At 71.1% G+C, this 16054-nt stretch carries 13 protein-coding genes; all 13 read right to left on the minus strand.

Going from position 1 to position 16054, the window contains the following annotated elements; all coding sequences use genetic code 11:
* Positions 1-27: 27 nt before the first annotated feature.
* Positions 28-1341: an adenylosuccinate lyase gene (gene purB, locus D7W79_RS03280; RefSeq protein ID WP_120523861.1), complete on the minus strand. Its 1314-nt coding sequence runs from the start codon at positions 1339-1341 to the stop codon at positions 28-30.
* Complete coding sequence (locus tag D7W79_RS03285) at positions 1338-2297, minus strand: ABC transporter substrate-binding protein (RefSeq protein WP_208729625.1); 960 nt, start codon at positions 2295-2297, stop codon at positions 1338-1340. Before D7W79_RS03285 ends, purB begins: the two co-directional genes overlap by 4 nt.
* Positions 2294-5287, minus strand: a complete 2994-nt coding sequence (locus D7W79_RS45635) for a protein kinase domain-containing protein (protein WP_158616877.1) — start codon at positions 5285-5287, stop codon at positions 2294-2296. Before D7W79_RS45635 ends, D7W79_RS03285 begins: the two co-directional genes overlap by 4 nt.
* 114 nt (positions 5288-5401) lie before the next feature.
* Positions 5402-5857: a dUTP diphosphatase gene (dut, locus tag D7W79_RS03305; protein WP_120523863.1), complete on the minus strand. Its 456-nt coding sequence runs from the start codon at positions 5855-5857 to the stop codon at positions 5402-5404.
* 76 nt (positions 5858-5933) lie between these two features.
* On the minus strand, positions 5934-6944 hold the full coding sequence (locus D7W79_RS03310) for a M23 family metallopeptidase (protein WP_120523864.1): 1011 nt from the start codon (positions 6942-6944) through the stop codon (positions 5934-5936).
* An 11-nt stretch (positions 6945-6955) separates the two neighbouring features.
* Positions 6956-7753, minus strand: a complete 798-nt coding sequence (locus tag D7W79_RS03315; RefSeq protein WP_120523865.1) for a hypothetical protein — start codon at positions 7751-7753, stop codon at positions 6956-6958.
* Positions 7754-8240: 487 nt separating this feature from the next.
* The gene (pnp, locus tag D7W79_RS03320; RefSeq protein WP_120523866.1) at positions 8241-10397 is read right to left on the minus strand and encodes a polyribonucleotide nucleotidyltransferase; all 2157 of its coding nucleotides are present in this window, start codon (positions 10395-10397) and stop codon (positions 8241-8243) included.
* 409 nt (positions 10398-10806) lie between these two features.
* Positions 10807-11076, minus strand: a complete 270-nt coding sequence (gene rpsO / locus D7W79_RS03325; protein WP_014398807.1) for a 30S ribosomal protein S15 — start codon at positions 11074-11076, stop codon at positions 10807-10809.
* Positions 11077-11201: 125 nt separating this feature from the next.
* On the minus strand, positions 11202-11531 hold the full coding sequence (locus tag D7W79_RS03330; protein WP_120523867.1) for a hypothetical protein: 330 nt from the start codon (positions 11529-11531) through the stop codon (positions 11202-11204).
* Complete coding sequence (gene truB / locus D7W79_RS03335; protein WP_120523868.1) at positions 11532-12395, minus strand: tRNA pseudouridine(55) synthase TruB; 864 nt, start codon at positions 12393-12395, stop codon at positions 11532-11534.
* Positions 12396-12405: 10 nt separating this feature from the next.
* On the minus strand, positions 12406-12765 hold the full coding sequence (gene rbfA / locus D7W79_RS03340) for a 30S ribosome-binding factor RbfA (RefSeq protein ID WP_120523869.1): 360 nt from the start codon (positions 12763-12765) through the stop codon (positions 12406-12408).
* The gene (locus D7W79_RS03345) at positions 12762-13364 is read right to left on the minus strand and encodes a DUF503 domain-containing protein (protein WP_120523870.1); all 603 of its coding nucleotides are present in this window, start codon (positions 13362-13364) and stop codon (positions 12762-12764) included. The genes rbfA and D7W79_RS03345 overlap by 4 nt, the downstream gene beginning before the upstream one ends.
* Before the next feature lie 151 nt (positions 13365-13515).
* The coding region (gene infB / locus D7W79_RS03350; RefSeq protein WP_120523873.1) for a translation initiation factor IF-2 at positions 13516-16054 on the minus strand (2539 nt) is incomplete at its 5' end.

Here is a 16054-nt window from a genome sequence, read left to right on the forward strand (position 1 = left end):
CTCGCCCGTCTGAGGCCGCGCGGCGTCTCAGCTGGCGCGGCCGAAGACGCGCTGGAACACCGCGTCCATCTGGCGCGTGTGGTAGCCCGGGGAGAAGCAGTCGGAGACCTCCTCGGGCGTCATCATCTTGAGCAGGTCCGCGTCGTTGAGCAGGGCCTGCCGGAAGTCCACGCCCTCCTCGAACATCCGCATCGCGTTGCGCTGGACGACGACGTACGCGGCCTGCCGGTCCATGCCCTTGCGCGCGAGCTCCAGGAGCAGCCGCTGCGAGTTCACCACGCCGCCCAAGAGGTCCAGGTTCTTCTTCATCTGCTCCGGGTAGACGCGCATGTTCTCCACCAGGCCCGCGAAGCGGTGGAGCATGAAGTCCAGCAGGACGGTGGCGTCCGGGCCAATCACGCGCTCCACGGACGAGTGCGAGATGTCCCGCTCATGCCACAGCGCCACGTCCTCCATGGCGCTCACCGCGTAGCCGCGCAGGAGGCGCGCGAGGCCCGTGAGGTTCTCCGACAGGATGGGGTTGCGCTTGTGCGGCATGGCGCTGGAGCCCTTCTGTCCGGGCGTGAAGGGCTCCTCCGCCTCGCGCACCTCCGTGCGCTGGAGGTGGCGGATCTCCACGGCGAACTTCTCCAGGCTCGCGCCGACGAGGGCGATGGCGGTGAAGAACTCCGCGTGCCGGTCGCGCTGCACCACCTGGCTGGAGGCGGGCGCGGGCTTGAGGCCCAGCTTCTGGCAGACGTGCTCCTCCACCGACGGCGGCAGGTGCGCGAACGTGCCCACCGCGCCGGAAATCTTGCCCACGGCGATGGTGTCGCGCGCGTGCAGGAGGCGCGTGCGGCCCCGGCGCAGCTCGTCGTACCAGATGGCCAGCTTGTGCCCGAAGGTGATGGGCTCCGCGTGGATGCCGTGGCTGCGGCCCATCTGCAGCGTGTGCTTGTGCTCGAAGGCGCGCTTCTCCACCGCGGCCATCACGCGGTCCATGCCCTTCAGGAGCAGGTCCACGCTGTCGCGCAGGGTGAGCCCCAGCGACGTGTCCAGCACGTCCGAGGACGTCATGCCCAGGTGCAGCCAGCGGGCGCTGGGCCCCACGCGCTCCTCCACGAAGGTGAGGAAGGCGATGACGTCGTGCTTGGTGGTGCGCTCGATCTCCTCGATGCGCGCGGCGTCCGCCTCGGTGAAGTCACCGGCGCGGGCGAGGCAGTCCGCCAGCGCGTCCTTGGGGGCGAGGCCTTGCGCGACCATGCCCTCCAGCGCGGCGAGCTCCACGTCGCGCCAGCGGCGATAGCGGGCGACGTCGGACCAGAGGGAGGCCATTTCGGGACGGCTGTAGCGTGGAATCACTCGTAGACCTTCACGGCAAAGTCCCGGCGCGCCGCGAACCGGAGCACTTCCAGCGCGACGTCACAGGACGGACCTGACTTCTTCGCGGCGGTGAGGTTGAACGAGAGGTCCAGGCCTTCGGGCCGCGCCACCGCCAGCGCGCCGGGGTCGACCTTCTCGTGGACGATTCGATTGGCCAGCCTTCCCGCCTGCTGACCGAGCGTCAGCGGGGCCGGCGCGAGGGCCAGCGTCGCGCCCTCCTTCACCTGGCTGGCCGTGAGCGCCACCAGCGGCACCTTGCGGGAGGCACTGAAGGCGATGAGCGCCTGGACGACGGAAGCGTTGCCCACGGTCTTGTCCGCAACCATCAAGAGCCCGTCCACCTTCCCCGCCGCGCCCTCCAGCACCTCGCCCACCCGCTCCTGCGCCTCCACGGCCAGCGGGACGACGGTGAGGCCCAGGGCCGCGCCAGCGGAGCGGGCCTGCGCCACCGCGCCCGCCGAGGAGCGCGGGTCATGCAGGATGCCCACGCGCTTCGCGCCGGGAGCCACGGCCTTGAGCGCGGCCAGCTCCGGTCCGAAGTCGCTGGTGAGCGCGATGCCGGTGACGTTGGGCGCCTCCAGGCCGTACTTCTCGTGGTACGGCACCATGGCGAAGAGCACGGGCACGTCCTCGCCCAGCGAGCGTCGCGCGGCGTTGGCGGCCAGCGGTCCCAGGGCCAGCACCAGCGCGGGCTTCTGCGCGGCCAGCGACTTGAAGACGCGCGCGGCCTCCGTGGGGCTCTCCTCCAGGGTCAGCTCGGTGACATCCGCGCGGGCCTCGGACGCGAAGCCGGCGAGGAAGGAGGCGTACGGCGCCAGGCTCGAGGACTTCACGGCCACCACGCGGGGCCGCGCGGGACTTCGCGGCGTGGCCTGCGCGAGGGCGACGGCGGGCAGGAGGAGCGTGAGGAGCGCGAGCCTCCGGAGCGTCGTCATCGCAGCACGTTCTGGCAGCAGCGGAAGCCCACGTCCGGGGCCTTCAGCGACACAGCCCCCCGCCGGCGCGCGGCGCACCGGGCGGTGTCGCCGGGCGAGTTGAAGGCGCCGCCCTTGATGAGCCGGTCCTCGGTGCCTGGGTAGTTGGAGGCGGTCCACTCGGCGGCGTTGCCCGACAGGTCCAGCGCGCCGTAGCCGGAGCGGCAGGCCTGGCGGGCCCCGGAGGGCGCCAGGGCCTGCCCGCCCCCTTCAGCCGTTCCAGTGTTGCAGGCCGTCTGGGCCTGCTCGTCACCGGAGGAGAAGCGCGCGTTGCCGGGGCCCTTGCAGGACTTCTCCCACTCGTCCTCCGAGCACAGCCGCTTGCCCTTGCCTTCGCAGGCGGACTTCGCGTCGAGCCACGTCACGGAGACCTGGGGCTTGCGGCCGGCCTTGTTGGGGAACTCGAACTCGTCGACGCAGAACGAGTCCACCATGACGCTTTCCATGCGCATCTCGTCGGTGGATCCGGCCGCCTGCAGGTCCTCCGGGGACGCGCCCTTCTTGAAGCTGCCGCCGCTCACCAGCCGCATGCCGTCCGGACAGTGGTCCGCGGCCATGATGCCGCCCACCGCCGCGGATGGGCCGGGCGTGGCGGGCGTGGGGCTGTTCTTCGCGGCCTGGGCCTGACGCACGCGCAGGTAGAGGTAGCCACCGCCCGCGCCCAGCACGACGCCGGCCACCGCGAGGATGACCATCCACATCATCGAACTGGGGCCGGAACGGGCCGGCTTCGCCTGCGTGGCCCGCGTCGTGGGAAGCGTGTGCAGGCCAGAGACCGAGGGCGGCAGCCGGCGCGCAGAGGAGCGGACACCCGACACGTCGGGAGGGGGCTCGCCCTTGCGCGAGCGCCCACCCGTGGAGTTCGCATCCTGGACGCCGGAGGGACGGACCGCGCCCTGGGCCGCCGAGGCTCGCGGGGCCCGAGGAGAGGACGGCTCCGAGCCGCGACCGTTCACCGAGGACACCGCGCCCGAGGCCCGAGGGTTGCGGCCACCGCGGCTGGAGGAACGGGACTCCGAGGGCTCGTCATCGTCGGAGCCCCGGCCGGACCGTGACTCCGTGGCGGATGCATCCGCGTTGCGATTGCTGGACCGGCCGTCGGACGCGTCGGCACCGCGTCCGGAGCGTCCGTCGCTGGGTGCCGCTTCACCGCGACCATTGGAGCGAGCATCGCCCGATGAGGACTCACCGCGAGCACCCGAGCGTGCATCAGCGGAGGAGGACTCACCGCGACCCGAGCGGCCCTCGCTCAACGCGGCTTCACCGCGACCGTTCGAGCGGAGGTCGCCCGATGAGGACTCGCCGCGACCACTCGAGCGCGCATCGCTGGCCGCGGCTTCACCGCGACCATTGGAGCGCCCGTCGCTCGATGCATCACCACGGCCGGAGCGCCCGTCGCTGGACGCTTCACCACGGCCACCCGACGCCGACTCCGAAGCCCGGCCACCGCGTCCATCGCCAGCGGCATCACCGCCACGGCCCGAGGACCGGCCCTCGGCCTCCGCGGAGCGGGCCCCACGCGGATCCGCCGGGAACGACGGCTCCTCCGCCTTGGCGAAGATGCGCATCACCGGCTCGGCGGCCTTGGCCGGAGCCGCTCGCGGTTCATCCCCCGCGCGCGAGGCCGCCCGAGGCTCCTGCTGCGTCGCCGCCTCCGAGGCCTGTCCCAGCAGCCGCGGGTCCTGCGACGCCTCCGCGCCCTTGCGTCCCGTCGGGGCCACCGCGCGCATCTCCTGCATCGTCGCCGCGTCGGACACGGAGCGCGCTTCGGGGCCCGTGATGTAGTCCAGCGCCTGCGCGTTCGACCCCAGGATGGCCGCCAGCGTCGCCGCGTCCAGCGGCTGCGTCGCATCCGGCGGAGGCGAATCGTCCTGTGCCGGGATGGGCGCGGCGGGCGTGGGCGCGCTCGCCACTGGCAACATGCCCGTGGGCACCGGCGGCAGCGGCTTGCTCGCGGCCCTCGCGGCCACCACGGCCGCGGGCAACGCGCCCGACGCAGGCACCGCACGCTGCCGCGACGCCGCGGCCGGGTGCCGCTGCACCAGCGCCGCGAACTCCGCGTGCAGCTCGCCGCCCGACTTCGGACGGGCCAGCGGGTTCACATTGAGCGCGCGCCGGTAGAGGGACTCGAACGCGGGCGGCAGGTCCGGATGCCGCACCGACACCTCGGGGACCCCGCCGTCCTCCGGCAGCAACCCCGTCACCATCTCGCCCATCAACACGCCCAGCGAGTACACGTCCATGCGCGTGTCCAGCTCCGCGCCATTCACGTACTCGGGAGCGATGTACGCCGCCGCCCGGTGCCCCTTCTGCGCCTGCACGAAGGGCAGGTGCGGCACCGCGAGCCCCAGCCCGTAGTCAGACACCTTCAGCATGTCCGGCAGGACGAAGACGTTCTCCGGCTTCACGTCCGAGTGCGGCCCGAAGCGGTGCGCCCCGTCCAGCGCCGCCGCCATCTGCGCCAGCAGCGGCTCCACTTCCTTCAACGAGAACAGCTGCCCCTTCGCCGCGCGCTGCTCCATCATCCGGCGCAGCGTGAGCCCTTCCAGCAGCTGCATCGTGAAGAAGGGCCGGTCCCCGTCCACGCCCTCCTCGTACACGCGCACCAGGTTGGGGTGGTTGAGCTTCTTGCCCACCCGCATGGACAGGGCGAACTGCGTGCGCTCCTCCGGCTGCTGCACCAGCCGGGGCTGGATGACCTTCAGCGCCACCTCCACGTCGATGGCCTGGTCCTGCGCGCGGAAGACGAAGCCCAGCGGCCCCGACCCGACGACCTCCTGGATGGCGTAGCGGTCCGCGACGACGTCGCCCGGCTTGTAGGGCGCGCCCTCCGCTCCCCTCCGGCGCGCCGCCCCCACCGCCTGGCGCGCGGCCGCATCGAACTTCTGGCCACACGTGGCGCAGGTTTCACTCGTATCGGGGACATGGCTGCCGCAGCGGTAGCAGAGCAAAGCAGTGAAACTCCGGAACAGGGCCGCGGGGGGGCGGCCTTCCCGGCGGACGGCCGGGGGCCTCCATTCTGCCCGCTCCGGAGCCGTTGAGGAACGACGTTGCGCGCCGGGCCGTTAGCGACCCGTGGACCCGAAACCGCCGTCCCCCCGGGAAGTCACTTCCAGCACGTCCACCTCGCGCAGCACCGTGGCCGTCACCGGGGCCACCACCAGCTGGGCCACCCGGTCCCCCCGACGCAGGGTGAAAGGGGTGTTGGACAGGTTCACGAGCAGCACCTGCACCTCCCCCCGGTAGTCCGCGTCCACCGTTCCGGGAGAGTTGAGGCACGTCACCCCATGTCGCAGCGCCAGCCCCGAGCGGGGCCGCACCTGCCCCTCGAAGCCCGGGGGGAGCGCGAACGCCAGCCCCGTGGGCACCGCCATCCGCTCCAGGGGCTGGAGCACCCGCTCCCCGTCGATGTCGGCCCGCAGGTCCAGCCCGGCGGCCAGCTCCGTCTCGTAACGAGGCAGGGGCAGCGGGTCCGGATGCGAGCGCACCCGGCGCACGGGGACGGTCAGCGAGGGGTCCATGCCCCCTGCCGTAACACGCACCCTGCCCCCCCTCCATTTCCTGGCCCCGACGTCACGGGTCGTGTGGCCCCTGCCCTCACAGTTCGGTCGCACCGTCCGCCATGCGCAGGGCGGTGCGGAACCCGAATGGGTCCACCGGCCGCGCGGCCAGCTCCAGCTGGTAGTGCAGGTGCGGCCCGGTGGACCTGCCCGTGCTGCCCGACAGCGCGATGGCCTGTCCCTTCTCCACGCGCGTGCCCGCCTTCACCAGCAGCTCGGAGTTGTGGCAGTACGCCGTCGTCACGCCCCGCCCGTGGTCCAGCACCAGCACGCGGCCGTTGACGGAGTCCTCGCTCGCGCGGCGCACCACGCCCGCGGCCACCGCCGTCACCGTCGTGCCCGAGCGCACCGCCAGGTCCACTCCGGTGTGCATCCGGCGCGTACGCAGCGTGGGGTGGACGCGGTAGCCGAAGGGGCTCGTCACCGGAGCGCTCTCCGCCACCGGCCACCCGAGCATCAGTGCCGTGGACAAGGCCAGCGCCTGCGCCGCGCCGACGGAGGAGCCCTCGAAGCCCGGCGGAAGCTGTTTCGCCAGGCGCTCCAGGCTCAGCGCCCCACCCTCCGCGTCCACCCGCTGCAGCGCGAACCGCGCGGGCACCCGCCCCGCGAACACCGCCGTCACCCGCGCCTCTTCCGACGGGAAGTCCCCGGCGAGCGCGTCCAGCAGCCGCCGCGTCGCCGCCGGTCCGCGCACCGGATCCACCAGCGTCTCTGGGGCAATGCCCTCCTCGCGGGCCAGGGCCAGCGCGGGCTCGCGGGCCTTCGGGTCCAGGGCCTTCAGCGCCGAGTGCGTCCCCCACGCCAGCGCCTCCGCGCTCGTGGGCACGCGCGTGAGCATCGCGGCGGGCAGCGCGTCCGGCATGGGCACCGACGTGCCGCTCACGCCGTCGTAGTACGCGAGCAACGGCCGGGCCGTGGTGCGCGTATGGAAGGCCCAGGCCCCCGTGCGTCGCAGGATCGCGCCCGCGGGCGTGTGGTGGTACGCGCACCACACGCACAGGAGCGCGAAGGTGAAGTCCAAGAGGCCCCGGGCGCGTCGAGCGAACATGCGTCAGGGCCTCAGCGCAGGAAGGACAGCACCGGGGCCGCGTCCCAAACCGCCGCGAGGCCCAGGGGCGCCACCAGCAGGCACCCCACGAGTCCGCGACTCCACGCCCGCCGGGGGCCCGCCGCGTCACACGCCGCGTCCGCGTGCTGGAGGTTGCGCAGCACCGCGCGCCAGCCCAGCGACACGCTCACGCCGCACAGCGCCGCCACCGCCAGTCCCCGGGCCGCCCAGTCCGCCGGCACGTCGCCGAACAGCGGCCGCCACGACAGGTACACCGTGCCCTGGACCAACCGCGCCACCGTGCACGCGCCCGCGAGCACCACGCCCGTGGTGGCCAGGGGCCGCACCCACCGCATCGGCGTGGGCCGCCGCAGACAGCGGCGCAGCAGCGCCTTCCACGAGGAGGACGCCGAAGCGGACGCCGTCACCGGCTGCCAAGGCTCCACGGGCCGGGCGGCTTCGGTCTCGCGATAGCCGAGCGCGGGCAGTGCCAGGAGCAGGTCCGCCGCCAGCTCCCAGCACAAAGCCAGCGCCCGAGCCAAACGGGTGCGCGTCTCCAGCGATACCCAGTCCACCAGGGAGGCGGTCGCGGGGAACTGGCCCACCCACGCGTCGAACGCGGAGTCCATCCGGTCCACCGCCGTGAGTAGCCGGTCATCCAGCGTGTCCGCCGCCGCGTGCACGCCCACCGCGACGAGCGCGAGCAGCCCCAGCGGCATGAACGTCCAGCGGAAAGCCCCCAGGAACCGGGACACGTCCGTGAGGAAGCTGCTCGACGGCTCCGAGGAGCTGGATGGGTGGACCGGCATGGAGCGCCTCCGGGGCGGTCCCCCATCAACGCGGGAAGCCCTCCCAGGGTTTTAAGCCTCCAGCGCCCCAGGACGAAAACACCGCGAGCTCCGTCCGAAGCCCCGGGACAGCATCCATCCGGAGCACCTTCCACCTGAGGCGGTCCCAACCGGTCCGACTGTCGGACAGGTTTCCGCTGCGCCGATGGGGCAAGGGTCACCAGCCGCGGTTTGCCCAAACCTGTCCGACTGTCGGACAGGTTCGTGCGGTGCGCCGCTGACGGGGCGCCCCTACGAAGTTCTTACCTTCTCATCCAGGTGGACAGGGTTCTTGCCCGAGGGCTGGGTGCACGACGGCCCCTGCGGTGGTTGCCCCTCGCCGACAGCGGACGAAGTCCTTGCCCGCAACGACAACGCCCCGCCCCTTCGCGCCCGGAGGCGAGAGGAGACGGGGCGCTTTGCGGAAAGCGGCCTTCCTTCACGAAGGGCCGCTACGCGGGGGCCGGACTCAGGCCTTCGCGTCCGGCGTCGCCACCGGGGCGGCGGCCGCGGCCGGAGGCGTGCCCTGCGCGGCGGTGCGCTCGGCCATGGCCTCCTTGCGGGACAGGCGGATCTTGCCCGTCTTGTCGATGCTGACGACCTTCACCAGCACCTCGTCACCCTCGCTCAGCACGTCCGACACGCTCTTCACGCGCTTGTCGGACAGCTCGGAGATGTGGATGAGGCCGTCGGTGCCCGGGAACAGCTCCACGAAGGCGCCGAACTCGGCGATCTTCCGGACGGTGCCCGTGTAGATCTTCCCGATCTCCGCCTCGCGCGTGAGCGCCTGGATCATCGCGATGGCCGCCTTCACCGCCTCGCCGTTCGCGCTGGCGATGTCCACGCGGCCGGTGTCCTCGATGTTGATGGCCGCGCCCGTGCGCGCGATGATGTCCTTGATCACCTTGCCGCCCGGCCCGATGACGTTCTTGATGAACTCCGGACGGATCTGGATGGTGGTGATGCGCGGCGCGAACTGGCTGATCTCCTTGCGCGGAGCGCTCAGCGTCTTCGCCATCTCCGCCAGGATGTGCTCGCGGCCCTGACGCGCCTGCTCCAGCGCGCGGCTCATGATCTCCGTGGTGAGGCCGGTGATCTTGATGTCCATCTGGATGGACGTGATGCCCTTGGACGTGCCGCAGACCTTGAAGTCCATGTCGCCCAGGTGGTCCTCGTCACCCAGGATGTCGGACAGGATGGCGATCTTCTCACCCTCCTTCACCAGACCCATGGCGATGCCGGCGACCGGCGCCTTGATGGGGACGCCCGCGTCCATCAGCGCCAGCGTGCCACCGCACACGGAGGCCATGGAGGACGAGCCGTTGGACTCGAGAATCTCCGACACCAGACGCACCGTGTAGGGGAACGAGTCGCTGGCCGGAATCATGTTGCGCAGCGCGCGCTCCGCCAGGGCGCCGTGACCGACCTCGCGACGGCCGGGGCCGCGCAGGGGCTTGGTCTCGTTCACGCTGAACGGCGGGAAGTTGTAGTGCAGCATGAAGCGCTTGAAGGCCTGGCCGCTCAAGAGCTCCAGCCGCTGCTCGTCCTCGCTGGTGCCCAGCGTGACCACCACGAGCGCCTGCGTCTCGCCGCGGGTGAACACCGCGCTGCCGTGCGTGCGGGGCAGCACGCCCACTTCGTTGGTGATGGGGCGCACCACGTTGTGCGGACGATCACCGATGCGGCCACCGTTCACGGTGATTTCACGCATGTGGTCGTACTTCAGGTCCTCGATGACCTGCTTGGCGTGCTTCTCCACCTGCGGGGTGAACTCCGCGCCCATCTTCTCCTTGAGCGCCGCCACCGCCGCCTTCTTCGCCTTGGAGAGCGCGTCGTAGCGGGCCGCCTTCTCCTTGATGGCGTAGCCGGCCTTCACGCCCTCCATCGCCAGGGCGCGAACCTGGTTGCGCAGGCCCTCGTCGATGGTGGGCAGCTTCTCGTAGGAGCGGACCTGCTTCTTCAGCTCCGCGCGCATCTGGTCCTGGAGGTCCAGCACTGGCTGGGCCTGCTGACGGCCGAACTCCAGCGCCGCCACCATGTCCGCCTCGCTGACCTCCTCCGCGCCACCCTCCACCATCACGATGGCCTCGCGGCTCACCGCCATGACGAGGTCCAGGTCGCTTTGCTCGCGCTGCTTCGCGGTGGGGTTCGCCACGAACTGGCCGCCCACGCGGCCCACGCGGATGCCCGCGATGGGGCCGTTGAACGGGATGTCCGACACCCACAGCGCCGCGGAGGCGCCGGTGATGCCGTGGATGTCACCCTCGTTCTCCGGGTCCGCGGAGATGACGGACGAGATGACCTGCGTCTCGTAGGCGTAGCCTTCCGGGAACAGCGGACGGAGGGAGCGGTCCACCAGACGGGAGGCCAGCGTCTCCTTCTCCGTCAGGCGGCCCTCGCGCTTGAAGTAGCTGCCCGGGATGCGGCCCGCCGAGTACAGCTTCTCCTGGTACTCCACCGTGAGGGGCAGGAAGTCGACGTCCTTCTTCTCCCGCGCGCTCACCGCGGTGACGAGCAGCATGGTGTCGCCGTAGCGGACCACCACGGAACCGTCGGCCTGCTTGGCCAGGCGGCCCGTCTCGATGCTCAGCTCGTTCTCACCAATCTTGACGCTCTTCTTCAACATGTCGTGTGGCCTCTGTGCCTGCTTCGCGTGCGAGGACCCTTGCCAGCCGCGGCCCGCCCACGTGCGTGGGGCAGGAGCCGCCCGGAAAGGGGCCCTCTGGGATTGAGCGGTCGCCAGGGCCTGAAGCAGGCACATGCCAGACGAACGCTGCCTGTACTGCGGAAACGGGCTCCGTTGCGGAGCGCCGGAGGGATGGACCAGACCTCTTGATCCCTGATCACACCCGCCCACCCAGACTTCAGGTCGGCCGGTCTGAACGGAAACCAAAAGAGCCCGCCTCCACCTCTCCCTCGCCCACTCCTTCGCCCACGTCCGCGCTTCTGTTGTCGAACTGCTACCGCGTGAAACCGTGCTGCCCAAATGCGCGGGGCGCTGGTGGTGTGCCAGCGCCCCGGGTGCTGCTCGAGGACTACTTGCGGATGCCGAGGCCCTCAATGAGCTTCTTGTAGCGGGCCACGTCCTTGGACTTGAGGTAGTCCAGCATGCGGCGGCGCTGACCGACCAGCTTCAGCAGACCGCGGCGGGAGTGGTGGTCCTTCTTGTGGGTCTTGAAGTGCTCGGTGAGCATGTTGATGCGCTCGGACAGCAGCGCCACCTGCACCTCGGGCGAGCCGGTGTCGGACTCGTGGGTGCGGAACTTCGTGACCAGCTCGCTCTTGCGTTCCTGATGCAACGACATGGGCTTCTTCCTGAATCCCGCTCCGGGGTGACCGCTCGTGCCGCCTGGGTCCGCGGAGGGGTACAGACCCGGCCTCATGGTCCTTCTAACGAGCGGGCCGCTTATAAGCTTCACCCCCTGGGGGGTCAACCTTCGCCGCCCGTCCGTCCGCCCTTCGGGGGCCGGGACAGTGCGAAGACGTACAACCGGCAGCCGCCCGGCATTCCGCCCCCGCCCGGTGACAGCTCCCGGGCGGATGCCTCATCCATGGCCACGTGCAGGTACAGGCCCCCCGGCTCGCCGCCGTCGCCCGCCAATAGCTGCCGGGTGCGCGGGTACAGCCGCAGGAGCGCCTCCACCACGTCGCCAATGCCCGCCGCCGCGGGGACGCCCAGGGACAGCTCGCGCCGCCCGTCGAAGGCGCTCCGGAGGCCCGGGGCCACGCTCACGGCGATGTCATGGGTCCGGGTGGCCACTCAGTTGAACACCCGGAAGTAGCGCAGCCGCCCGCCCACCACCTCCGCCATGGCGAGCAGCGCGTCATCCGGGCCCAGCACCCGCACGCGGCCCGGCACGGGGGCGACCTCCACGGGGACACCGTGCAAGACGCGCCGCGCCTCGTCCGCGTTCACCCGGACGGCCGGCAGGTCCGTCAGCGAATCCGCCAGCGACACCAGCCGCCCGGCCACGGCCTCGCGCGACAGGGACGCCAGGTCCCCCAGCGGCAGCGCGCGCGCCAGGGTGAAGGGGCCGCTCATCGTGCGCCGCAGCGCCTCCAGGTGCGCTCCGCAGCCCAGCGCGCGGCCCAGGTCGTACGCCAGCGTGCGCACGTAGAAGCCCTTCGTGCACCGCACGGACAGGGTCAACCGGTCCGCGGAGAAGTCGCGCAGCACCAGCTCGTGCACGGTGACGGTGCGGCTGGCCCGCTCCACCTCTTCGCCTGCGCGCGCCAGCTCGTACAGCCGCTTCCCGGCCACCTTCACCGCCGAGTACATGGGCGGCACCTGTTCGAAGGTGCCCCGCAAGCGCGCGAGCACGGCCTCCAGCAGCGGGGCCGTCAGCGGGGGCACCGGGGCCTGGGCCGTCGGCTTGCCCTGGGCGTCCTGGGTGTCCGTCTCGATTCCAAGCCGCACCACGGCGTCGTAGGCCTTGTCGCCTTCCGTGATGATGCCGGCGACCTTGGTGGCCTCTCCCAGGCACACCGGCAGCACGCCGGTGGCCATGGGGTCCAGCGTCCCCGTGTGGCCCGCCTTCTTCACCTTCAGCAGGCCGCGCACCTGACGGACCACGTCGAAGGACGTGGGGCCCAGGGGCTTGTCGATGACGAGAACGCCGTCCATGAAGCGGGGCCTACCAGCCTTCCTTGCCGCGCACCTCGCGCAGGAGCCGGTCGATCTTATCGCCCTCGCCCACCGACGCGTCGAAGGCGAAGAAGATTTCCGGCGACACGCGCAGGTTGACCGCGGACGTCACCTCGCGGCGCACGAAGCCCTTGGCCGCCTCCAGGCCCTTCTGCGTGTCCGCCTTCTCCTGGTCCGTGCCCAGCATCGAATAGAACACCTTCGCCACCCGCAGGTCCGGCGACACCTTCACGCCGGTGATGGTGATGAAGCCGATGCGCGGGTCGCGCAACTCTCCCCGTGTCAGCAGGGCACCGATGGCCGCCTGGATTTCCTGCCCCACGCGCTCGGGTCGTGCATGCGTCGTCATTTCTTCTCCCAATCTCGCGGGTTGCGCAGCGCCCGGGCCTTCGCCCGCGCGTCGTCCAGCGTCAAGGTTCCACCGTCACCCGTGGAGCGGGACGTCCCGGGCCCGGGGCCCGCGCCCTCGTGCCGCTGGTCCCACGAGCCCAACCCCTCGGCTTCCGCCAGCGAACGGTCGCTGCGCAGGAACCGGGCGATGGCCGCCTCCGAGTGCGCGTGCGCGTCCTCGGGGGACAGGTGGGCGTCCTCGTCCTCCGGCGCCGGCACCTTCGCCGGGGCACGGAAGCCCGTCGGCCTCTTGTCGGAATAGAGCGTGTCCCCGAAGGCGAGGATCTCCGTCTCCCGGGCCATCAGCGGCGCGACGTACATCTCTTCGATGAAGTGGATGATCTTCTCCAGCTGCTCATCCACGTGCGGGCGCTCGTTGCCCACGACGGCCAGGGCCACGGACGCCTTCTGCCAGAGGTCCTGGTCGTCCACTTCCGCGACGGCCACGTTGAAGCGGGCCTTCACCCGGTCCGTCACCCGGCGGAGCACCTGCCGCTTGGACTTCAGCGAGGCGCTCTCCGGAATCTGGAGGGTGAGGCGTGCGACACCGACGAACATAAAGGTCCCCCAGGCCGGCAGCGGCCCTTGAGCGCTCCATCCGCGCCAGGGCCCCGCCGACTCGTCGTCCATCCCCCGGGAAAGGTGGGGCCTTCCCCGGGGTCCGTCGAGTGCGCCTCGCCGGATTACGAGAGGCGTTGCCTCTCCAGGATTACGAGAGGCTCTGCCGGGTCTCCTCGATCTCGTAGGCCTCGATGATGTCGCCGGCCTTGAGGTCGTTGAAGTTCTCGATGCCGATACCGCACTCGAAGCCCTGCGCGACTTCCTTCACGTCGTCCTTGAAGCGGCGCAGCGACGCCATCTTCCCGGAGAAGAGCTGCTTGTTCTCGCGCATGAGGCGCACGAACGAGCCGCGCTTCATCACGCCGTCCAGGACGGCCGCGCCGGCGATGGTGCCCAGCTTCGGCACGTTGAAGGTGTTGCGCACCTCCGCACGGCCCAGCTTGCGCTCGGTGCGGATGGGCTCCAGGAGGTTCTCCATCTCCAAGCGCACACCGTCGATGAGCTCGTAGATGATGGAGTAGCTCTGCAGCGTCACCTGCTGCGCCTTGGCGGCGGCCTCCGAGCCCGACTCCGGCTTCACGTTGAAGCCCAGCACGACGCCCTTGGAAGCGGCGGCGCGCATGACGTCGGTCTCCGTGATGGCGCCCACGCCCGCGTCGATGATGACCACCCGCACCTTGTGCGTGGTGAGCTTCTCGACCGCCTGGCGCACGGCCTCCGCGGAACCCTGCACGTCCGCCTTGATGATGACGCGCAGCTCCTTGGGCCCGCCGCCCGCCTTCGTCTTGGCGAAGAGCTGGTCCAGGGACTCGCGGCTGACCTTGCTGAGCTCGGTCTGCCGCTCCTTCATGCCGCGGTGGTCGGCGATCTGCTTGGCCGCCTTCTCGTCGGAGACGACGTTGATGGCGTCACCCGCGGTGGGCACGCCGGACAGGCCGACGACCTCCGCGCAGTAGCCCGGCTTCACTTCCTTCACCGCCTCGCCGCGGCTGTTGTTCATGGCGCGGACGCGGCCGTAGTGCGTGCCGGTGACGATGGCGTCGCCCAGCTTGAGCGTGCCCTCCTGCACCAGCACCGTGGCCACGGGACCGCGGCCACGCTCCAGCTTCGCTTCCACGATGGCGCCCACGGACGGACGGGAGGGATTCGCCGTCAGCTCGAGGACCTCCGCCTGCAGCGCCAGGTTCTCCAGGAGGAGATCCAGGTTCATCTTCGTCTTCGCGGAGACGGGCACCATGATGGTGTCGCCGCCCCACTCTTCCGGCACCAGCTCCTGGCTCGCGAGGTCCTTCTTCACGCGGTCGGGGTTGGCGCCCGGGACGTCCATCTTGTTGATGGCGACGACGATGGGCACTTCCGCCTGCTTCGCGTGCTTGATGGCCTCGATGGTCTGGGGCATCACGCCGTCGTCCGCCGCCACCACCAGCACCACGATGTCCGTCACGTTGGCGCCACGGGCGCGCATGGACGTGAAGGCCTCGTGGCCCGGGGTGTCCAGGAACGTGACGTCGCCGCGCGCGGTGGACACGCTGTACGCGCCGATGTGCTGGGTGATGCCGCCCGCCTCGCCCGCGGCCACGCTGGCCTGGCGGATGGCGTCCAGGAGGCTCGTCTTGCCGTGGTCGACGTGGCCCATGATGGTGACCACCGGCGGACGGGGACGCTCGTCCTCCGCCTTGGCCGCGACCTCCGGCAGGTAGTCCTCCACCTCGAAGCCGACGCGCTCCACCTTCCAGTGGTAGTCGGTGGCGATGAGCTCCGCGGTGTCGGCGTCCAGGATCTGGTTCGCCGTGGCCATCTTCTGCATGCCCATCAGCTTCTTGATGAGCTCCGCGGTGCGGATACCCATGCGCTGACCCAGGTCGGAGACGCTGATGCCCTCCTGGAGCTTGATGACCTTCTTCTCCTCGGCCATCTGGGTGATCTGGGTCTTGGCGCCCTTCTTCGTCGGCTTGCGCTTCTTGCCGCGGATGGGGATCTGGATGCGGCCCCAGACCATGTCCGACAGCTCCTGCTTCGAAACGCTGGTCGTCTCAGGACCCGTGCGCTTGCGCTGGCCACGCTCCTTGTTCTTGGAGACGTCCACGAGCTCGCGGCCGCGGCCCAGGTGATCCGGGACGACCTTGTACTCGCGCTTCTCCGTGCCGAGCGCCGTGCGGCCCGGGGCCATGGGGTACTGCTTGGCCTGGGTCGTGGTGGGCGTGACGCGGCGGACCTGGATGAGCGGGCGCGAAATCACCACGGCCTGGGTGGCCGTGGGGCGGGCCTGGGCACCCGGCGTGGGCGCGACCTGGGCGTGCGGGACGCCGCCGACCATGATGGTCGGGCCGCTCGGCTGCACCGGGGCACCCGTGCCACCGGCCGTGGGAGGCGAGGACGGACGCACCGGCCCCGTCTGGCCCGGACGCGCCTGCATGGGCGCTCCCGGACGGCTCTGCATGGGCGGCGAGCCCGGACGGCCCTGCATGGGCGCGCCAGGACGGCTGCCCGGCCCCGAGGGCCCACCCGGACGGCTGCCGGGACCACCCGGACCACCCGGACGGCTGCCCGGCGGCCCACCAGGGCGCCCACCCGTGGAACCCGGACGCTGCACGTAACCGGGACCTCGGGAGATGACCGTCGCGGACGTCGACGTGGAAGAAGGCGTCCGTGCGGTGGGCGGGACCGGCGAGCGCGTAGGGGGGTTG

The organism is Corallococcus exercitus (genome assembly GCF_003611585.1).
Classification (GTDB): Bacteria; Myxococcota; Myxococcia; order Myxococcales; family Myxococcaceae; genus Corallococcus; species Corallococcus exercitus.